At 34.2% G+C, this 20,886-nt stretch carries 20 protein-coding genes; 17 read left to right on the top strand and 3 right to left on the bottom strand.

Translation table 11 applies throughout. The annotated features are described in order from the left end of the window. The first annotated feature begins 6 nt into the window (after nucleotides 1–6). From ACZ446_RS10395 to ACZ446_RS10370, 6 genes are all read left to right on the top strand, one after another. Complete coding sequence (locus ACZ446_RS10395; protein WP_464392490.1) at nucleotides 7–1,017, top strand: ABC transporter ATP-binding protein; 1,011 nt, start codon at nucleotides 7–9, stop codon at nucleotides 1,015–1,017. Continuing rightward, nucleotides 1,007–2,002, top strand: a complete 996-nt coding sequence (locus ACZ446_RS10390; protein WP_464392489.1) for an ABC transporter ATP-binding protein — start codon at nucleotides 1,007–1,009, stop codon at nucleotides 2,000–2,002. Before ACZ446_RS10395 ends, ACZ446_RS10390 begins: the two co-directional genes overlap by 11 nt. A gap of 75 nt (nucleotides 2,003–2,077) precedes the next feature. Continuing rightward, on the top strand, nucleotides 2,078–3,004 hold the full coding sequence (locus tag ACZ446_RS10385) for a dihydrodipicolinate synthase family protein (protein WP_464392488.1): 927 nt from the start codon (nucleotides 2,078–2,080) through the stop codon (nucleotides 3,002–3,004). Next, nucleotides 2,994–4,694 carry an FAD-binding protein gene (locus tag ACZ446_RS10380; protein WP_464392487.1) on the top strand — a complete coding sequence of 567 codons (1,701 nt, stop codon included), beginning with the start codon at nucleotides 2,994–2,996 and terminating at the stop codon, nucleotides 4,692–4,694. The genes ACZ446_RS10385 and ACZ446_RS10380 overlap by 11 nt, the downstream gene beginning before the upstream one ends. 92 nt (nucleotides 4,695–4,786) lie before the next feature. Continuing rightward, nucleotides 4,787–5,488 carry an N-acetylmannosamine-6-phosphate 2-epimerase gene (locus tag ACZ446_RS10375; protein ID WP_464392486.1) on the top strand — a complete coding sequence of 234 codons (702 nt, stop codon included), beginning with the start codon at nucleotides 4,787–4,789 and terminating at the stop codon, nucleotides 5,486–5,488. A 49-nt stretch (nucleotides 5,489–5,537) separates the two neighbouring features. Next, nucleotides 5,538–6,464: an ROK family protein gene (locus ACZ446_RS10370; RefSeq protein WP_464392485.1), complete on the top strand. Its 927-nt coding sequence runs from the start codon at nucleotides 5,538–5,540 to the stop codon at nucleotides 6,462–6,464. 67 nt (nucleotides 6,465–6,531) lie between these two features. Here ACZ446_RS10370 and ACZ446_RS10365 read toward each other — a convergent pair whose 3' ends face one another. The 3 genes from ACZ446_RS10365 to ACZ446_RS10355 all read right to left on the bottom strand — a co-directional run bounded on the left by ACZ446_RS10365 (nucleotide 6,532) and on the right by ACZ446_RS10355 (nucleotide 8,962). Next, nucleotides 6,532–7,347, bottom strand: a complete 816-nt coding sequence (locus ACZ446_RS10365) for an aldo/keto reductase (RefSeq protein WP_464392484.1) — start codon at nucleotides 7,345–7,347, stop codon at nucleotides 6,532–6,534. A 102-nt stretch (nucleotides 7,348–7,449) separates the two neighbouring features. Then, complete coding sequence (locus ACZ446_RS10360; protein WP_464392483.1) at nucleotides 7,450–7,731, bottom strand: hypothetical protein; 282 nt, start codon at nucleotides 7,729–7,731, stop codon at nucleotides 7,450–7,452. Between the two features lie 31 nt (nucleotides 7,732–7,762). After that, nucleotides 7,763–8,962, bottom strand: a complete 1,200-nt coding sequence (locus ACZ446_RS10355) for a tetratricopeptide repeat protein (protein ID WP_464392482.1) — start codon at nucleotides 8,960–8,962, stop codon at nucleotides 7,763–7,765. A 270-nt stretch (nucleotides 8,963–9,232) separates the two neighbouring features. On the opposite strand from ACZ446_RS10355, the gene argC reads away from it, so the two are divergent. The 11 genes from argC to ACZ446_RS10300 all read left to right on the top strand — a co-directional run bounded on the left by argC (nucleotide 9,233) and on the right by ACZ446_RS10300 (nucleotide 20,882). Then, nucleotides 9,233–10,336 (top strand): N-acetyl-gamma-glutamyl-phosphate reductase, encoded by a 1,104-nt coding sequence (gene argC / locus ACZ446_RS10350; RefSeq protein WP_464392481.1) that lies wholly within the window; start codon nucleotides 9,233–9,235, stop codon nucleotides 10,334–10,336. Nucleotides 10,337–10,375: 39 nt separating this feature from the next. After that, the gene (gene argB / locus ACZ446_RS10345; RefSeq protein ID WP_464394394.1) at nucleotides 10,376–11,245 is read left to right on the top strand and encodes an acetylglutamate kinase; all 870 of its coding nucleotides are present in this window, start codon (nucleotides 10,376–10,378) and stop codon (nucleotides 11,243–11,245) included. A gap of 79 nt (nucleotides 11,246–11,324) precedes the next feature. After that, on the top strand, nucleotides 11,325–12,521 hold the full coding sequence (locus ACZ446_RS10340) for an acetylornithine/succinylornithine family transaminase (RefSeq protein WP_464392480.1): 1,197 nt from the start codon (nucleotides 11,325–11,327) through the stop codon (nucleotides 12,519–12,521). A gap of 158 nt (nucleotides 12,522–12,679) precedes the next feature. Next, nucleotides 12,680–14,581 (top strand): SEC-C metal-binding domain-containing protein, encoded by a 1,902-nt coding sequence (locus tag ACZ446_RS10335; RefSeq protein WP_464392479.1) that lies wholly within the window; start codon nucleotides 12,680–12,682, stop codon nucleotides 14,579–14,581. A 233-nt stretch (nucleotides 14,582–14,814) separates the two neighbouring features. Then, a complete protein-coding gene (locus ACZ446_RS10330) occupies nucleotides 14,815–15,300 on the top strand; it encodes an ECF transporter S component (protein ID WP_464392478.1) in 486 nt (161 codons plus the stop codon). A gap of 189 nt (nucleotides 15,301–15,489) precedes the next feature. Beyond that, complete coding sequence (locus tag ACZ446_RS10325; RefSeq protein WP_464392477.1) at nucleotides 15,490–16,236, top strand: hypothetical protein; 747 nt, start codon at nucleotides 15,490–15,492, stop codon at nucleotides 16,234–16,236. Nucleotides 16,237–16,241: 5 nt separating this feature from the next. Beyond that, entirely contained in the window at nucleotides 16,242–16,826 is a 585-nt protein-coding gene (locus tag ACZ446_RS10320; RefSeq protein ID WP_464392476.1) for a hypothetical protein, read from the top strand. Nucleotides 16,827–17,090: 264 nt separating this feature from the next. Continuing rightward, on the top strand, nucleotides 17,091–17,693 hold the full coding sequence (locus ACZ446_RS10315) for an HAD family hydrolase (RefSeq protein ID WP_464392475.1): 603 nt from the start codon (nucleotides 17,091–17,093) through the stop codon (nucleotides 17,691–17,693). 5 nt (nucleotides 17,694–17,698) lie between these two features. Next, nucleotides 17,699–18,355 (top strand): DUF47 domain-containing protein, encoded by a 657-nt coding sequence (locus tag ACZ446_RS10310; protein ID WP_464392474.1) that lies wholly within the window; start codon nucleotides 17,699–17,701, stop codon nucleotides 18,353–18,355. Nucleotides 18,356–18,381: 26 nt separating this feature from the next. Continuing rightward, a complete protein-coding gene (locus ACZ446_RS10305; protein ID WP_464392473.1) occupies nucleotides 18,382–19,425 on the top strand; it encodes an inorganic phosphate transporter in 1,044 nt (347 codons plus the stop codon). 86 nt (nucleotides 19,426–19,511) lie between these two features. Continuing rightward, nucleotides 19,512–20,882: a mechanosensitive ion channel family protein gene (locus ACZ446_RS10300; RefSeq protein ID WP_464392472.1), complete on the top strand. Its 1,371-nt coding sequence runs from the start codon at nucleotides 19,512–19,514 to the stop codon at nucleotides 20,880–20,882. The last annotated feature ends 4 nt before the right edge of the window (nucleotides 20,883–20,886 follow it).

Genomic DNA, 20,886 nt, shown 5'->3' with positions numbered 1-20,886 from the left:
ATATAGATGAATAATAATGATACAATTATTTCAGTTGATAATTTAAAAACTTATTTTTATACAAATGAAAGATGTAATAAGGCTGTAAATGGAGTTTCTTTTAAAATTCGCAAAGGTAGGACCCTTTGTGTGGTTGGAGAAAGCGGCTGTGGTAAAACAGTAACTGCTACTTCTATAATGAGGCTTTTACCAAAATTATCACGGATTGAAGAAGGAGAAATAACCTATTACAGTGATCAGGGTCCAATTAGAATTGACCAGTTAAACCCTAATGGATCTAAAATGAGAGCTTTAAGGGGTCATGATATTGCAATGATTTTTCAGGATCCAATGACAGCATTAAATCCGGTTTATACTGTTGGTTTTCAGATTAAGGAAAACTTGAAATATCACACTGAGCTGACTAAGGAAGAGGCTCACAAAAAAGCTGTTGAGCTCCTGGACAATATGGGGATTCCACTGCCAGAGCAGAGGGTTAATGAGTATATCCATCAATTTTCTGGAGGAATGAGGCAGAGAGCTATGATTGCAATGGCGATGGCCTGTAATCCAAAGGTACTGCTTGCTGATGAGCCAACAACTGCGCTTGATGTTACAATTCAGGCTCAAATTTTTGACCTGATGAATGAATTGAAAGAAGATTACAACACAGCAATTATGATGATTACTCATGATATGGGAGTTGTGGCTGAGCTGGCTGATGATGTAGCGGTAATGTATATGGGAAATATTGTAGAAAGTGGTACAGTTGAGGATGTTTTAAGAAATCCTGCCCATCCCTACACAAAGGCACTTTTAAAATCAATACCTGTTCTAGGTAAGGGACGTAATCAGGAACTTGAGCCAATTCGTGGTAATACTCCTGATCCCTTTGATCGACCTCAGGGCTGTCAGTTTAATCCCCGCTGTGATTATATGACAGAAAAATGTTATAAAGATCCGGAAGTCTTTACTGTTGAAGGAGAACATTATACTAAATGCTGGCATTATGAGAAGGTGTTAAGTGATGAAGAATAAAGAAGTATTATTAGAGTTGAAAGATTTAAAAACATATTTCCCTGTACAGAAGGGGGTATTTAAGCGAACAGTAGCCCATGTTAAAGCTGTTGATGGAGTAAGTATTAAGATTTATAAGGGTGAAACCTTAGGTTTAGTTGGAGAAAGCGGCTGTGGAAAGACAACTCTTGGTAAAACAATCTTGCAGCTTGTAAAAGCTACCTCTGGTGAAGTTATCTATGATTTCAGCGGTGAGAAAAAGGACTTAAATAAATTATCAGATAAAGAAATGATGAAGGCTAGAAAACAGCTGCAGATTGTTTTTCAGGATCCGCATTCTTCTTTAAATCCTGCTTTTACAATTTTTGGCTCTCTTCAGGATCCTTTAAAACAGTTTGGAGTTAAATCTAAAGCAGAGCGAAAAAAAATAATTGGCGATCTGCTGGAGGCAGTTAATCTAAGAAGAGAATATATGAACCGCTATCCCCATGAATTTTCTGGAGGCCAGCGGCAGAGGATTGGTATTGCTAGAGCCTTAAGTGTAGAACCAGAATTAATTGTCTGTGATGAGGCAGTTAGTGCTTTGGATGTTTCAATTCAGGCTCAGGTTTTAAAGCTTCTGCAGGATTTAAAAGATGAAAGAGACTTAACTTATCTTTTTATTACCCACGATCTAAGTGTAGTAGAATATATTAGTGACCGAATCGCTGTTATGTATTTAGGTAAAATTGTTGAACTTGCTGATTCTGATGATCTATATAATAATACATTACATCCATATACAGAGGCACTTCTATCTGCTATCCCAGTGGCTGACCTTGATCATAAATCAGATAGAATAGTTTTGGAAGGTAATGTACCATCTCCTGTTGATCCACCACCAGGTTGTCCATTCCACCCACGCTGTCCGAAAAAGATAGACAAATGCAGCAGGGTAGTACCTGAATTAAAAAAATATGAAATAGATGGTAGGGAACATTATGCAGCCTGTCATCTGCTGGATTAATCTTGTTTTTAAAGTAAATTGTTTTTAATAAAAAATGTAAGCTTATAATAAAATATATTAATTGGAGGAAATATAATGTCTAAATTTGATGTACAAGAGATGAAGGGTGTAATTCCAGCTTTAATGACCGTTTTCGCAGAGGATGAAACAATCGATGAAGCTGGAATGAGAGAATTAGTTGACTACTTAATAAAAAAAGAGGTGAATGGACTTTATTTAACAGGTAGTACTGGTGAAGGATTTCTGATGTCAATGGAAGAAAGAAAAAGGGTAGTAGAAATTGTAATTGATGAGGCTGCAGGCAGGGTACCAATAATGGTTCATGTAGGTACTATTGGCACTAAAAATTCTATTAAACTGGCTGAGCATGCATATCAAACAGGGGCAGATGCTGTATCTTCGGTTCCTCCTTTTTACTGGAATTTTGACGAAGAACATATTTACAATTATTACAAAGATATTGCCGAAGCAACTCCACTGCCGATGATTGTTTATAATATCAAACTGGCAGGAACTATTGCTTATGACAGTATTAAAAAGTTAGCTTCTATTGAAAATGTTAAAGGAGTTAAATATACAGCTACCTCTCATTTTGAAATAGCTTCAATCAAAGATGAAGTGGGAGAGGACTTTTTAGTTTATTCTGGTGCAGATGAGATGGCAAGTTCTGGCCTCTTCAACGGTGCAGATGGACTTATTGGTTCTTTTTATAATCTAATGCCGGAACTATTTATGGATATTTATGAAGCGGTTGAGAATAATGATTTAAAAACTGCCAGAATAAAACAGCAGAATGCAGTTAGAATTATTAAATATTCAGTCCAGTATGATTTTTATTCTTTAATGAGAATCGCGCTAGGTTGGTTAGATGTAAATGCAGGCTATTCCAGAAGACCATTCAAAAATTATGGACCTGAAAAAGAAGCAGAATTCAAATCTGAATTCAAAAAATTAAGAGATAAATATAAGATTGAAGGAATTGATTTCTTAGATGCAATTTAAAGAATATAAAACTCAAATACTGGTTGTTGGAGCAGGTCTGGCCGGTATTTCAGCAGGGATTGAAGCTGCAGAACAGGGAAGTGAGGTAACAATTTCTACTGCAGCTCATTTTTGTTCTGGCTCAAGTTTTTATCCCGGCACCTGGGGCCTGGGAATGATTGCTCCCCTTGATCAGAATGATAAAACTGATCTGCTGCATAGTATAGATCGAGTTGGTTCTGGGATAGCAGATTTAAGTCTCGCAGAAGTTTTAGTTGATAAGATTGGGGCTAGAATAGCTGAACTGGAAGAGCTGGGGGTTGAGTTTAAAAAGCCAAATAATTTAGAAGCAGATAACAGCCTTATCCCCTGTTTTGATAATAAGCACCGTAAATGGTTTGGCTATACTTTTAAAAGCGCCCGCCCGGCATTTAAGCAAAAAATTAAAGAGCTGGGAATTGATGTTTTAGAAAAAACAGAAGTCATTAAGCTAATTGTAAAAAATAATAAATTTGAAGCTGCTCTGGCTCTTGATGGGGATAATAATCTAATCTTAATTAAAGCTGAGGCAGTAATTTTGGCGAGCGGTGGAATTGGAGGTCTTTATCAGCACAGTTTAAATACTTCTGACCTAAATGGTTATGGACAGGTAATGGCCTTAGAGGCAGGCTGTAAGCTGGCAAATATAGAATTTATTCAGTTTATACCAGGTTATTTAAAGCCTAACTATAAGACAATTTTTAATGAAAGAACTTTTGCCTATGCTGAGCTAACTGATCAAGAAGGTAATGATATTTTAGATAAATATCTGCCGGTCGAATTGGATAAAGATAAAATACTGGAAAAACGGGCAGCACATGGACCTTTCAGCAGCCGTCTGAAGACTAAATATGTTGATCTGGCCCTTTTTAAGGAATACTTAAAAAACAAACAGGAAGATTTTTATAATCTAAGCTATAAAGAAGAAATCAAAGAAAGTGACTCCTTAATGATTAAAGAATATTTTGACTGGCTGGAAAAAGATAAAGGAATAACTGCAGCTGATCCAATCAGCATTGTTCCTTTTGAACACGCATCTAATGGTGGGATTTTGATTGACCAGCAAGCACAAACTGGAGTTGGTGGAATATTTGCTGCTGGAGAGGTAACTGGTGGGATGCATGGGGCTGACAGAATAGGTGGTCTAGCTACAGCAAATTCACTAGTTTTTGGTAAAATAGCTGGAGAAAGTGCAGCAGCTTATGCAGCTGAATCAAGTTCTGATGCAGAGGAAATTACAGAGTCAGAATTTGAAGTTGAAATAGAAGCATATTTAAAACAGTTTAATTTTGATATAAAAGCTTCGAAAAAGAAAATTTCTGAACTCAGAAAAATAATCTGGGAAAATGCTTCAATACTTAGATCAGAAAAATCCTTAAATGAAATTTTAACTAAAATAGAAAATCTAAATGCAGAGTATAAAACAAAGAAAAGCTCAGGTTTTAATCTGGGAATTACAGCGGCTGATTTAAGAACTAAAATTAAGCTTAAAAATTATCTAAGTTTAGCTGAAGCTTTAATTAGAGCGATGCTTTTAAGAAAGGAAAGTCGTGGTTCTCATTATAGAGAAGATTATCCATCAGCAAAGGAAAAATATAAGAAAAATATTGTGCTCAGCAGAGAGAATGATCAGTTAAAGACTGAATGGACTGCTTTAAACGCTGGGAAATAGCTCTTTTTAAATTTAATCTAAAAATAAATAAACTTAAATTCAATTAATAAACTTAATAAATAATTAAATGATTTTTAGAAGGAGGTTCAATGATGTCTAAGAAAGATAAAATTATGGGTCAGCTAAAGGGTGGTTTAATTGTTTCCTGTCAGGCACTGCCTGGAGAACCGCTTTATGCAGAAGAAGGTGGAATAATGCCCAGGATGGCTGCAGCTGCTGAAGAAAATGGAGCTGTTGGAATCAGAGCCAATAGTGTTCGAGACATTAAGGAAATTAAAGCAGAAGTTGAGCTGCCGATTATCGGAATTATCAAGAAACAGTACCCTGGTTTTAAGCAGCATATAACAGTTTCTATGAAGGAAATTGAGGCTTTAGTTGAAATTGGGACAGATATTATTGCTTTAGACTGTACTTTAAGAGAACGACCGGATGGCTTAACTGTTAAGGAATTTGTTGCCCAAATCAAAGAGAAATATCCGGAACAGCTTCTGATGGCTGACATTTCAAATTTTGAAGAAGGAGTTAATGCAGCTGAAGCTGGAGTTGATTTTGTCGGCACAACGATGAGTGGTTACACAGATTATACTGAAAAAACAGATGGAGCTGATTTTGAATTAATTAAAAAATTGGCAGCAGAATTGGAAAAACCAGTTATCGCAGAGGGCAGAATCCATACTCCTGCAGAAGCTAAAAAAGCTCTAGAATTGGGAGCTTTTGCAGTAGTTGTTGGTGGAGCTATTACCAGACCTCAGCAGATAATTGCCAGCTTTGTTTCAGGGATCAAAGACAGTTAGAAATCTTAAAGTGCTAAAACAATTTCAGCAGCAGGAGAGGTTATAGCTTATGAAATATTATTTAGGAATTGATATTGGAGGTACCGCTGTTAAAGCGGGGATTATAACAGAAAATGGAGAGGTCATTGAAAAAAGATCTTTATCTGCTAATATAAATAATTATCAGTTACCACTTTTAGATAGGGTAAAAAAGGCAGTCTCAGAGATCAAAACAGCTGCCCAAAAAAAAGAATTTGAAATTCAAGGAGTTGGAGTTTCTGCAGCTGGTCAGATAGACAGCAGTAAGGGAATGATTATTGGTGATAATGGTCATATACCTGACTGGAAAGGTACAAATCTTAAGACAGAAATTGAAGAAGTTACTAATCTTAAAACTGAAGTTGAAAATGATGCCAACTGTGCTGCGATTGCAGAAAAGTGGATTGGTAATGCCAGAGATTATAATGATAGTATTATTTATACCATCGGTACTGGAATTGGTGCTGGAATAATTATTGACAATCAAATTTTCAACGGCAGTCGGGGAATCGGCGGTGAAATTGGCCATATGATCATTGAACATCAAGGTCGAAAATGCAGCTGCGGTAATCGAGGCTGTTTTGAACAGTATGCCTCCATGACAGCTTTAGTTAGAGATGTAAAAAAAGAGCTAAAGCTCGACCAGGAAATTGATGGTAGATACATTTTTAGAGAGCTTAAAGCAGGAAATCAGGAGCTCAAAAAAGTTGTAGATCAATTTTTGGATTACCATGCTACAGCTATAATTTCTTTATTACATATTTTTAATCCAGAAGCAGTAATTATTGGTGGAGGAGTATCTGCACAAAAAGAGCTGCTGCTTAAACCTCTGGAGAAAATTGTGAGAGCCAAAGCGATGCCTGCTTATACGGAAAATTTTGTGCTTAAAACAGCTAAGCTGTCGAATGATGCTGGTATGATTGGAGCAGTTAAAAATTTTATTGCCCAGCAGAATTAATTTAATATTAATTATTTAAGCCCAGCCCTATAAATAGAGCTGGGTTTAAACTTTAGTAAAAGCAAGTTTAATCAAAATCAGGATAACCAGGATCAATTAGACGATTATTCTGATCTAAAAGTTCCATCTCACGGGCTGCATCGACAGGGAAATCCCAGTCAAAGACATCCAGATTATTTTTAAGATGGGCTTCAGAACTTGCCTTGGGTATAGCAACAATATTTTTTTCAATCAACCATCTTAAAGCCAGCTGAGCAGGTGTCTTATCATATTTTTCTCCAAGTGACTCTAAAACACTGTTTTTAAATACTTCCCCCTGGGCCAGTGGACTGTAGGCTGTAAGTATAATATCATTTTTAAAGGCAAAATCTAATAGTTCTTTCTGATAAAGTGTTGGATGAAATTCTACCTGATTGACTGTAATCAAATCTGGATAAGATTCCAGAGCCTCTTTCAGAAGAGGGACCGTAAAATTGCTGACTCCAACATTCTTTGTCTTACCAGCTTCCTTTAGTTCCTTCATTGCTTTTAAAGACTCTTCAACTGGTATCTTTGGACTGGGCCAGTGAATTAAAAGCAAATCGAAATATTCAAGCTCCAGTTCAGAAAGCAGTCTATCTGCAGTTTTTTTCAGCTGTTTATATTCTAAATCTTCACTCTGGATTTTGGAAGTTATAAATAGCTTATCTCTTTTTATCTCTGTCTGTTTTAGAGCCGCTGCAATAGCAAGGTGATTTTGATACATATCAGCAGTATCAATATGTCTGTAGCCAAGTTCCACAGCTTTTTTAACTACTTCAGTACACTGCTCACCGCGCAGTCCAGAAGTTCCTAGTCCCAGAGCGGGAATATAATTACCATTTTTGAGCTCAAATTCTTTCATAAATCTCACCCTTTCTAATGATTAAGGAGCTATTTATTATTACAATTAAAATTAATTGCTTTGACTAACCTGATGATAGAAGACCTTAATGAATTGAAAATATTAATTTATATTAAAGAAAGTATTGAATACACCCAGATATCTATATTCTTCTTCAGCTTTTTGAACAGTGAAGACTGTAAAGAATACATAATCTTTCATTGCAGTTTGAACTTCAAGCATTGGGGCTGCTACTGCACCACCAAATATTCGCTCTATGTCATTATCAGCCTGGCCTCGAATTTCTGCAATTCCCCAGTTAATAAATTCTTCGCGGCTTGGATTGGTAACTGTTGCAGTCAATAAAATTGCAAGCACAATGATAACTGTCATTAGTACTCTCATATTATATCTCCTTTCCTCTGAACTCTATATTTTAATTATTGCTTAACTCATTTTCGATTTTTTCTAATAATTCTTTAGCTTCTGGAAATCTATCATTAATATGCACAGTTTGTCTAAATTCGGCTGCTGCTGCCTCCAGCATTCCAGCATTATAATATGCTTTTCCTAAATAATAGCGACTTTCTGCGTAATCTGGATTTTTTTCCACAGCCAGCGAAAGACTAGAAATAGCATTTTGATATTCTTCTATTTCTATATAAAGCTGACCTTTTGCTATATATGCATTAACATAATTAGAGTTATATTTAAGTGATTTATCATAATAGTTGAAAGCCTGACTGTTATTTCCTTTTTGCTTTTCTAGGTTTCCAAGCAGATAGTAACCATAATAAGAATTATCATTGATTTCAACAGCTTTTTCTAAAGCATTTTCAGCTTCTAAATATTCTTCAAGTTTAATATAACTTTCACCAAGACCAATGTATAAAGGTGCAAAGTTATTTCTCATTTCAATTCCTTCTTCATAAATAGCGACTGCAGAATCATGATTATCTAGTTTTTGATATATATTACCAAGGTTCAAATAAAGACCGGATTTATTTCCTGCTGTATCCCTAGCAGATTCGTAATATTTTACAGCTTCCTGCAACTGATTATGTTTTTCTTTGATTCTTGCTAAATTCATATAATCAGAACTTACTGCATTCTGATTGATCACTTCATTATACAATTTTTCAGCTTTTTCAAGATTCTGGGATTCTAGATGTGTATAGGCAAGATCTCTTTTGAATTGAATTTTTTCAAGCCCCATTGATTCAGCTTCTCTAAGGTAGTTAAGGGCTTTATCAAAATTAGCACTACCAAATTGACCATCTTTGTTTAAAAATAATTCTCCTATTCTCCAGTTTAAAGTTGCATTTTGAAATCCAGCCTGATTAAATTGCTCTAAAAGGTTAATTGCTTTAGTGGTCTGATATCTCTTAATTGCAGTCATAGTAGAATAATATAAAACGTTAAACTTAAGATCATCATTTAAATCATTTCTATTCAGTAAGTTATCTAGTGTTTCAGCTGCTGATTTATAATTTTGATTATTGTACTCTTCCAGTGCTGTAGAAAAAAGCTCTTCTGCAGATTTATTAACGACCTGATCATTTTGGGCTAAAATTATAGGCGAACTTGAAAATATAAGAAGACTGATCAAAATTAAATAGCTAAGCTTTTTAAGCATAATTTCGCCTCCTAAAGGTATTCATTAATTCTTTTTAATTTTCCGATCTTATCTGTTAGTAATTCTAAAACATCTAGATCAGGATTAATATAAATTGTTTAACAATTATTATTTGCTTTAACCAATTAAATTTAGTAAATAGCTTGATTCAAATACTTTAATGCGATAAAATAAGCCAAAGATATAATTTGTACATAACTTATAAGTGAGTTTGAAAATAGGGGTTTTCTAAGCTTAAATGAGAATTATGAGAATTAGAGGAGTGAGCAGATGAAAAAGGTAAGTATAATAGGAGCTACAGGGTATGTGGGGATAGAATTGATGCGGCTGCTGCACGAGCACCCGGAAGTAGAAATTAAGGATTTAGTTTCTAAAAGCAGTGCAGGTCAGAGATTAACAGATATTTACCCACAGTTTAGAGGTTCAAAACTAAAAAGTTATCAGCTAAAGGCGATGGAAGAGTTTAAAGTTGAAGAGAGTGATTTGATTTTCACAGCTCTGCCCCATGGAGTTTCACAGAACATTGTAGGAGAGCTTTATGGTAAAGGCACAAAAATAATTGATTTGAGTGGAGATTTTCGCTACCATGATTTAGATATTTATGAAAAGTGGTATGGAGTTGAGCACAAACACCCTGAACTGGCAGCAAAAGCTGCTTATGGTCTGGTAGAATTAAACCGTGAAAAGATTAAGACGGCAGATCTAGTGGCCAATCCTGGCTGTTATGTAACTGCATCACTGCTGGGGATTTTACCAATGCTGAGTTTTGCTAAAGCAGATTTAAGCTCGGTAATTATTGATGCTAAATCAGGTGTCAGTGGTGCTGGCCGAAGTTTAAAAGAAAATTTGCTGTTTACAGAAACCCATAACAGTATGAAGGCTTATAGTCCTGCTGTACATCGACACAGCTCAGAGATCGAATATATAGCAAATCAGATTTTAAAGGGAGAGTATGATTCTGATTTAAAGCCTTTTAAGTCAGCTGATTTTAGCTCTTCAGTCGATGCAGACAAAGCTCAAATTTTATTTACACCTCATTTAGTGCCGATTAAAAGAGGTATTTTAGCAACTATTTATCTTAATTTGAAAGAGACAAGTTCTGAGGCAGAGATCTTAGGTCTTTTCCAGAAGACTTATAATAAAGAAGAATTTGTCCAGGTGCTGGCAGATCAGCTGCCAGAAATTAAAAATGTTGCCGGTTCAAACTTTGCTCAAATTGGTTTTAAATATGATCAGCGTACCGAAAGGCTAATTATTGTTTCTGTTATTGATAATATGCTCAAGGGAGCAGCAGGTCAGGCGGTACAGAATATGAACCTGATTTTTGGTTATCCAGAAAACACAGGCCTTAAAGCAACAGCTTTATTTCCCTAAAATAAATATTATTTTCTAAGTAGTGAGGAGGAGAGTAAAATAGAGAAATTAATTGAAAAAGCAAATGTTTTAATTGAAGCTTTACCCTATTTTAAAGACTTTTTTGGTAAGACTTTTGTGATCAAATACGGCGGCAGTATTATGGCTGATGCTGAATTGAAAGAAAAATTAATTGAAGATATTACCCTGCTTAAATATGTAGGAATCAATCCGGTGGTTGTCCATGGTGGTGGCCCGGCAATTAATAAAACGCTGGACCGTTTAAATATTGAGGCTAACTTTATTGATGGACTCAGAGTTACAGATAAAGATACGATGGAAATTGTTGAGATGGTACTTTCAGCCCAGATTAACAAAGAAATTGTTGCTCTGATGAATAAAATGCAGGCTAAGGCAGTTGGTATTTCGGGCAAGGATGGCAGTTTGATTAGAGCCAAAAAGAAAGAATTTAGTGACCCAGCAAAGGATTTAGGTTTTGTAGGGGAAGTTGATCAGATTAATCCTGAATTAGTAGAAAAATTAATTGAAGATGGTTATATTCCTGTAATTGCTCCGGTGGGAGTTAATGAAGAAGGAGAAACTTTAAACATTAATGCTGATAGTGTTGCCGGCGAATTAGCAGCAGCATTAAAAGCAGAAAAATTAATTTATCTAACTGATGTAGATGGAATCCGTTATGATGCAGAAGATGAAAGCACCAGAGTTTCTCAGCTGACTTTCAGTGAAATCAAAAAGTGGATCAAAGATGGCAAAATTAAAGGAGGTATGCTGCCTAAGGTTGAAGGCTGTATGCAGGCAGTAGAAAGTGGTGTTATTAGAACTCATATTTTAAATGGGTTGGTTGCTCACCCTCTGCTCTTAGAGATTTTTACTGATCAGGGTGTAGGAACAATGATTTTAAAAGATTAATTTATAAATTAATCCAAGTTAAATTTAATTAAATATTGACTATTTAATAAATCAAAAAGTAGAAGGGAGCAGATAGAAGATGGAAATAAATGAAATTGTAGAAATGGATAAAAAACATTTTATGAATGTTTACAGCGGTAGATACCCTCTTTATGTGGAAAAAGCTGAAGGAATTAAAATATACAGCAAAGATGGTAAAATATATCGAGATTTTTTAGCCGGAATTGGAGTTAACTCATTAGGTTACAGCAATCAGCGTTTTAAGGAGGCTTTAAAAGATCAGATCGATAAGATTATTCATTGTTCAAATCTTTATTACATAGAACCACAGGCTGAGCTTGAAAAAAAATTATGTCAAAATTCATGTTATGACCGCATATTTTTTGCCAACAGCGGTTCAGAAGCAAATGAAGGTGCTTTAAAGTTGGCCCGCAAGTATTTCAAGAAAAGGGGAAGCAATAAGTTTGAAACTATAACAGCTGATAAGTCTTTTCACGGACGGACAATGACAACTGTAACTGCAACAGGTCAAAATAAATACAAGGAACCATTTACTCCTTTGCCAGAAGGTTTTTCTACAGTACCTTTTAATGATCTGAAAGCTTTAAAAGAGGCGGTGACTGATAACACAGCAGCTATTATGCTGGAGCCTATCCAGGGAGAAGGTGGAATCTATCCGGCTGACCAGGATTATTTAGAAGGGGTGCGCGAGCTCTGTGATCAAAAAGATATTCTTTTAATTTTTGATGAGGTTCAATGTGGGATGGGTAGAACAGGTGAACTTTTTGCCTACCAAAACTATGGAATTGAAGCAGATATAATTACTCTAGCAAAAGCTTTAGGTGGCGGAGTTCCCATTGGGGCTTTTATGGCTAAGGAAGAGGTCGCTTCTGCTTTTGAGCCTGGAGATCATGGGACAACCTTTGGTGGCAACCCTCTGGCAACCAGAGCTGCTTCGGAAGTAATTGATATTATGCTGGAACCATCCTTTTTGGATTCTGTAAAGAAAAAGGGAGCTTATTTAAGAACTGAACTTGATAAACTTGTGGCTGAAAATGATAATATAATAGAAACAAGAGGAATGGGTTTAATGCTGGCCTTAGAGCTAAGTAGTGATTTATCTGCAAAGGAAATAACTGATGAACTTTTCGAAAGAGGTTTTTTAGTTAATGCTGTTAAGGAACACACCTTAAGGTTTTTACCACCTTTAGTAGTAGAAAAGGAAGACATGGATCTTTTGATTGAAAATATTAAAGAAATAATCACAGTTGAGTAGCTTTAAATTAACTTTAAATAACTTGTTTATTCTGCTATAATTAAAAAGAGATAAAACTAAATTTAAATAGAAAATGATTGAGCTCCAGAAGCTTTTTAGCTTAATGGAGCTTTATTATTGCATATTTCTAGTTTAATAAAGAAAGGTTGGGTAAAAAGATGAATAAGAGATTAAAAGGTTTAAAAGATAGTGTAGCAAAAAGAAGAGAAAAAGATACAGTTCGTTCTTACAGTATAGGCAGGAACGAATCCTGTCCCTGCGGCAGTGGCAAAAAATTCAAAAAATGCTGTGCCCGCAATAATCCAGATAAAAGTATTGAAGAATATTTTGAGGCAGTTAAAAAAGCAGAGAGAGAAGAGGAAGTAGTTGATTTATTAGAAGAAGCGGTTAAAAATTATCCTCTGGAACATAGATTCCTATTACCTTTAATAGTTTATACTCTGCAGAGTAATGATTATCAGCAGGCTGGAAAATACTTAAAACATGCCTGGCAGTTGATGGGAACTGACTTAGATGAGGCCTTTATTTCTCCCCTAGTTAATATCATGCTGGAACAGGAAGAAATTGATGAAGCTGAGGCAATTGTCAGGGAAGCTTTGGAAGCTAAAGGAGAAAATATAGCTCTCTTAATTGCTTTAGCTGAAGTTTATAAAAAAGGCCAGAACTTTCAGCGTGTTAATGATATAATTGACCGGGCAATGCAGATTAACGCTGACAATTTACAGCTAATTATTTTCCGTCTGGAAACTTTAATGGATTTAGATGATGTTGTAAGTGCGCTCAGCCTATTTAAAAAATATTATGAGCAGCTAAAAGAATATAAGCAAATGCGGGTAATTTCATTTTTAGATGATTTTATAAAAGAAAGGTTTAACCTAAAAGAAAATAAGGAACTCAAGCAAAAAGAGGCTTTAGCTCAGGCTGCAGAAATATTCAATGTTTTTCAGCGGCTTGATAACCTTAAAATGAGTTCCGCTGAGGTTGAAGGTAGAAAATTATTGAATGAAATAAAAGATTTACCTCCTAGAAACTCTCAGATTGCTCTTGATATTCTTGCCCGCTATTTAGCAGCTGAATTATATGAAGATTTCAGTAATTTTGCCGAAGAACTGGAAGCAAAGCATCTAAGAAATCCAGATTTCTTGAGGCTCTTATTTTTAGCAGATTATCAGCAGGGTAATTTAAATAAAGCTGAAGAAAAAATTAAAACTGCTTTTACTATTGAAAAAAATAGAAAAGATGGACATTTTCATAACTGGCAGGTAGCTTCTGATTACTTGAGGTTTTTAGTAGAATATGGAGAGAATCAGGAATTAGCAAAGTTTGTTGAAGATTTTGCAAATCTGTTGGGAGAAGATGATAACCTCCTCGCTAGTTTAATGATGTTAATAGAAAATGAAGAAGCACGAAATCACCAGAAAAAACTTTTAGAACGACTGCTGGAGCTGGTTGAAGCTAATTTAATTGATAAGATCAAGAAAAAAGATATTTATAATAATCGACTATTTATTAGTTTATCTGCCCTTGATGGAGAAGAAACAATCTATGACAAAGGAAGAGATATTACAACTCAGGAATTAAAAGAAGTTATTGCTGAAGTAGAAGCTGCAGCTGTTAACAGTCCAGCTCTAAGTTATGCTAAGTTAAGACTTTTAAAATATCAATCTAACCTGGAAGTAGATCAAAAAGAAAAATTACTAGATGATGTTAAAGAATCAGCTGTTGAGAGTTATTTTGATACGGTTGCCTATTATGAAACCATTCTAAGATTTGATGATCCAGCACCTATTTTAACAGAAATTCCGCATGGAAAGTTTTTAGATGATGAGTATTTAGATTTTTACAGATTGGTGGCAGCTTTAAAATTAAATTATTACGAAATGGGAACTGAGCTTTTCCACCGTCAGCTTTTAAAGGAAAGTAAAAAAAATAAGGTTATGAGTTATTTAGTTAGACTGCTGCGTTACTTCAAGCAGGAGAGTTTAATTGAGCACTTTAGAGCGATGGAGGTAGATGAGGTAATAATTAACTATTTAAAGAAACTGTCTGAAAGAAGATAGTTTAATTTTTACTGATTAAAAAAATAATTTAAGAAAATTTTCCTAAATTCCTTGTCATTGAAGCTGATAATTATTATAATATAGCTATAACAGTTGGGACAGAAACTTTTTTTGAGAGCTGTACCCATTATTAAAACTGTTAAATACAATAAGTTTAGTCCACCTGGATCAATGGACTGGGATGGGAGGAAAAGAAAATAAAACTCAAAACAAGACAGATTGTAATTGCTGGTATGTTGGGGGCTATATCTATCATTTTAGGTGCTACTGGTTTAGGGTTAATACCCTGGCCGAGTGCAGCTGGACATGCAACAATAATGCATCTTCCAGCTATTTTAGGGGGAATTATTGAAGGACCAATAGTTGGTCTATTAATTGGATTAATATTTGGGGTTTTTAGTTTTTTGAGGGCAACAAACCCAATTTTTGCTGACCCAATTATAGCGATTTTGCCGAGACTTTTTATTGGTGTAGCTGCTTATTATGTTTACCGATCTACTAAAAATATTAATCAGAGTACTTCTCTAGTTTTAGCAGGAGCAGTAGGAACTATAGTTAATACAGCAGGAGTTTTAACTTTAGCTGTTTTAAGAGGATATCTTCCTTTAAGTGCAGCTCTTGCAGTAGCAGCAACAAATGGTATTCCAGAAATAATTGTCGCTGCAGTATTTTCTTTAATTATCGGTAAAGCTTTAATTAAATTCCAACAGAATAATTAGCCTATAAACACTGGAGTTAATTAATTTTAATTTCAGTGTTTTTTTCAGATTCTCGAGCATTTATTTCAAACAAGATCAACGAATTAGTTGCTTCATATAGGCTTTTGACTTAGCCTCTATTTTTAATGTATAATATAATATATAGATAAAATTGATAAACTCCATTTGGGCTTGAGAGGAGGAGTTAAAATGAAAGATAAGCAGAGAATTAAAGAAGTGCTGGAAAATACAGAAATTTTGCTTGAACCAGATGATTTAATTTCTACTGAACATGATACAACTCTCCACTATTATGTACTCAGCAAGCCATATTATTTAGAGGAATTTCCGGATGAGGGGCCCGAAACTAAGATTAGAGAAGGTAAAATAACCTGGGAAAAGCCTAAATTATTAACTCCGGATTATATGATAAACATGAGTGGATTTAGTGGTGAAGCAAAAAAAGCAATGCAGATGATTGCACGTGAAAATCCTGATCTTGCTGGATTACTTTATAAAATGAATTATCGCAAAGAGTCGATCAGAACTTTTACAATCAGCCGAGAAATTGAGAATGCAGAAGCTGAAATAAGAGATGAAATTGATGAAAATGATGAAAATAATGAAAATTTGACTGTGATTATTAAGGGTGTAGATGAACTTTGGGATGTTTCTTTAATGAAGTTTATTCAGAAACTGGTTTTAAAAAGTGCCTATAAATCACAGCTTCCTGATTACGAGGAAAAAGGATTTCTAAGTACTGATGATCAGGGATATTCAGTGGTTACCAGAAATCTCGAAGGGCTGCCAATTGCAGCCAGTGAAGAGATCGAAAAAATGTTTGAAATGGTTAAAAATGGTGATGAAGATCCTTCAAAGTTAAAAAAGGAGCTTGATCGCTGGGGAGTTTTTAATGCATATCAAGATAGATTTTTTGATCTGTTTAGGGAGGACTGATAATTATGAAAAGTGCTTATGAAAAGGCAATGGAAAGAGCAGACAAAGTTTATGGAGCTAAGGCTGATAATGTCAATTCTTTAGAGATTAGAGAAAATTTAAAGGAAATTATGGCACCATTTTTTAAAGAAGAGATGGACGCTGAGGCTTTGTGGCATGAATTAGAAGATAAAGATGAAGCTTATTTAAAAGAAGCTCAGCTGATGTTAATTGAATCAATTGGACTTCGCAATTCTTCGGAACAAATTAAAAGACGAAAAGAAGCAGTTGTGGCTGTTGAATCACTTAAGGAAAGTGGAAACAGCACCTTTTTTGAAAAACAATTTACTCAGGCACAGAGCCTGCAGCAGCAGTATCAAACTCAGAAGAAACAGCTTGATCAACAGGTGCAGCAGCATTTAGAACAGGCACAGTCTCAGGCACAGGGCCAGAATCCTTTAGCTGCTGCTCAAAATGGAAATGCTGACGGTCAAAATGGAATGAATGCTCAAATGAGGCAGCAGCTGGCCCAGAAAGTATCAGAGTTTCAGGAAGGCTATAATAAGCGATTTAATCAACTAATAGAGAAAATGAAAGCTGAAATTGAATAAGCAATAATTATTCAAATTAATATAGTACACATTATTTTAGAAAACAAAAAATAATATTTATGATTTTAAGATTTAAATCCGACCATTTTGTGTCGGATTTTTTGCTTTAACAAGCAAAATAAAAAGGAAAAATTTGATTAAGCGAGAATAGTATATAATAGATACTGTATGGTTATGAACAATTGTAAACAATCATCATGTTTCAAATAAATTTAGCTGTAAAAAACTTATAAATATTTGGTGTCATTAGGATGGAGGATAATAATGATTAGAAATATAATATTTGATCTGGGAAATGTACTTTTAGATTTTGATCCTGACCAATATTTAATTGATTTAAACTATCAGGGAGAAATAAAAGAAAGATTAAAATCTGAAATTTTTGAAACTGAAGAATGGTTAATGCTGGACCGTGGAACTATTAGCCAGGAAAAAGCAGTTAAGATCTGGCAGCAGAGGAATCCTGATTTAAAAGCTGAGATTTCAGATGTAATGGCTGAATGGGAAAAAATATTGAAAGTAAAAAATGAAAGCCTTGAAATTTTAAAATCTCTTGCTGCCAAAGACTATAATTTGTACATTCTATCTAATTTTCATAAAAAAGCTTTTAATTATGTCAACAGCAGCTATGATTTTTTTGATTATTTTGATGGACGAGTTATTTCTGCTGATGTAAAAATGATCAAACCAGAAACAGAAATTTATGATTACTTACTTGAAAAGTTTAATTTAAAAGCTGAAGAATCAGTATTTATTGATGATTCTAAAAAAAATATTGAGGCAGCCTTAGCAAAAGGAATAAGAGTTATTCATTTTAAAGATGCTGAATCTTTAGCAGAAGAGTTAAAACTATATCTAGGGAAGTGATTTTGATGCCACATATATTATTTGGTCGTTCAAAAGAATTGGAAATAGAGATTACAGAATATCTGGATCTTGTTAATCGGGGTTCTTTAACTTTTAAACGAGATTTAAACAGATATATCAAGAAGAACTTTCAGCTTTTTGAAGAATCATTGACAGATATTAAAGAAATAGAAAATAATGCTGATGAACATCAAAAGGATATAAAATATAAGCTCTATAAATATATGCTGATACCTGAATCCAGAGCTGATGTTTTGGGAATAATTGAAGAAATTGATACCATTACTGATTTAGCAAAAGAGGTTATTTATGAAATTTCAATAGAAAAGCCGCTGATTCCAGAAGAATTAGAAAGTGATTTTTTAGAATTAGTTGAAAACAGTACTGAAGCTGTAGATATGTTAGTTAAAGCGGTTAGAGCTTTTTTTGAAGAAATTTCTCAGGTCAATGATTATGTAAATAAAGTTCATTTTTTTGAACATCAGGCAGATAAAAATGAAGAAAGATTAAAAAGGAAAATATTTTCTGAAAAGTATGAAGAAATTGAGATAGCCCGCAAAATACAGCTGCGATATTTTATTGAAGAGATTGCAGCTTTATCTGATCAGGCTGAAAGTGTTAGTGAAGACGTTTCTGTAGCAGCGATTAAAAGAAGAATTTAAACTAAGATTGGATGGTGATGTGGGAAATGATTGAGATAATGATTTATCTCTCCAGCGGTCTTTTTTTGGGCTGGTCACTGGGAGCAAATGATGCAGCAAATATATTTGGTACAGCTGTTGGAAGCAGGATGGTTAAATTTTCTACTGCAGCATTGATTATGACTATTTTTGTGATTTTAGGAGCCGTAGTCAGTGGAGCTGGAGCCTCACATACTCTTGGAGCTTTAGGTCGAGTAGGAACTCTTCCAGCTGCCTTTGTGGTTGCATTTTCAGCAGCAGTTGCTGTTTCCTGGATGACTAAATTAAGCCTGCCAGTTTCTACATCACATTCAATTGTCGGAGGTATTATTGGCTGGAATCTTTATTCAGGTTTTGCAACAGATTTAGCGGTTTTAAGAGAGATTGTTGGTGCCTGGATATTTTCGCCAGTTTTATCAGGCTTTTTTGCAGTAATCTTATATTTTATTTTTAAGCAAAGATTAAATAAAGCTAAGATACATTTACTTCATCTTGATTTTTATACACGCTGGGGACTTTTAATTGTTGGTGCATTTGGTGCTTATTCATTAGGAGCTAATAATATTGCAAATGTAATGGGAGTTTTCACGGGAATCATGGAGGTGCCAAATTATAATTTAGGTTTATTTACTTTTACAGGAGCTCAGCAGCTATTTTTATTGGGTGGAATCGCTATTTCGGTTGGAGTTGTAACTTATTCAAAGAAGGTTATGCTGACAGTTGGATCAAGCATAATGGATATTTCACCAATTGGAGCTTTTATTGTTGTTCTAGCAAGTTCAACAACACTTTTTGTTTTTGCTTCTTCGACTTTAAAGGATTTTTTAGTAATGCTCAATCTACCGTCATTACCTTTGGTTCCAGTTTCTAGTTCTCAAGCAGTCGTGGGGGCAGTTTTAGGTTTGGGGCTTGCCAAAGGTGGTAGGAATATTAATTTTAGATTGTTGGGTAAAATTGGAGTTGGTTGGGTGCTGACACCAATCACAGCAGCTTTGATTTCATTTATTTTGCTTTTTTTCATGCAAAATGTTTTTATTCGTTCAGTTATTTAAAAAATCAGAAACGACAACTTTTATTTAAATGCTAAAGATTTAAATATAAATATAATGGTGATATTAGAATCTAATGAGGTGATTTAATGCTCGAAGATATACAAATAGCAGAATATTTACAGTTAATTATTGAAAGAATCGAAAATAATCTTTTTGTCTGGAGTAATTTAATTGAGCTGATTATTTTTGCTGTACTTGTTGCTGCTTCATATTTTCTTTCCAAAATTTTATATAAACATGTTGATGAGCTATTGGGGAAAATTAAAGCTTTAAGAGAAAGAAAAAAGATTAGAATTATTGATAGATTATTGTTTCCATTGATTTTGATAATTTTAATTGGAGTTTATTATGTTACTGCAGCAGCTTTTGGGCTGCCTGCAGTGGTTATAAGTATTTTTGGCAACTTAGTTTCAGCCTGGCTGATAGTAAAAACTATTACTTTGTTTTTTCCAAGAAACAAGATGTTCAGGTTTTTATCAGCTTTAATTTGGATAATTGCTGCTCTAAGAATTTTAAATATTTATCAGGAAACAATAAATTTCTTAGATAGTTTAGCGTTTAACAGCGGCAATCTGCGTATTTCTTTATTATTAATTATGAAGGCAGTCATCATTTTTAGTATTCTATTCTGGCTGGCAGGTAAGATAAGCCGTTTGGTAACTGGAAGGATAGATAAAAGTGATGATTTAACTCCATCAATTAAGGTATTATTAAATAAAATAGCTAAGTTTTTAATCTTTACTTCAGCAATTTTATTTACCCTTAGTGCAGTTGGAATTGATCTCAGTGCCTTTGCATTCCTTGGTGGAGCTATTGGTGTTGGCTTAGGTTTTGGTCTGCAGAAAATAGTTTCAAATTTCATCAGTGGAATTATAATTTTAGCTGATAAATCAATCAAACCTGGTGATGTGGTTGAAATTGGAAATGTTTATGGCTGGGTAAAAAAATTAGATACCCGTTTTGTTTCAGTTGTTACCCGTTCTGGTAAAGAATTTTTAATTCCAAATGAAGATTTTATTACTAAAGAGGTAATAAATTGGTCTTACAGTGATGAATTAGTAAGAGTAGATGCTGAGGTTGGTGTTTCTTATAATAGTGATTTAAGGCTGGTCCAGGAATTAATGATGAAAGCTATTGAAGAAAAAGATAGAATCTTAACAAAACCCGAACCTAATGTGCTTTTAATGGGTTTTGGTGATAATTCAGTTAATTTTGAGGTTCGTTTTTGGATTAGTGATCCTAGGAATGGTATACAAAATATTAGAAGTCAGGTTTTATTGTCTATTTGGGATCATTTTAAAGAAAATGAGATTGAAATACCATTTCCTCAAAGAGATTACCATTTAAAATCTTTACCAGATGATTTGAATAATTATTTAAGTCAAACTAAACAAACTAAACAAACTAAACAAAATAAAGAAAGTAAAAAAGAAAAAGAAGATTTGCAGGAGAATTAAAGGA

The organism is Halanaerobium sehlinense, from assembly GCF_055379485.1.
This window is presented reverse-complemented; position numbering and strand designations above follow the sequence as displayed.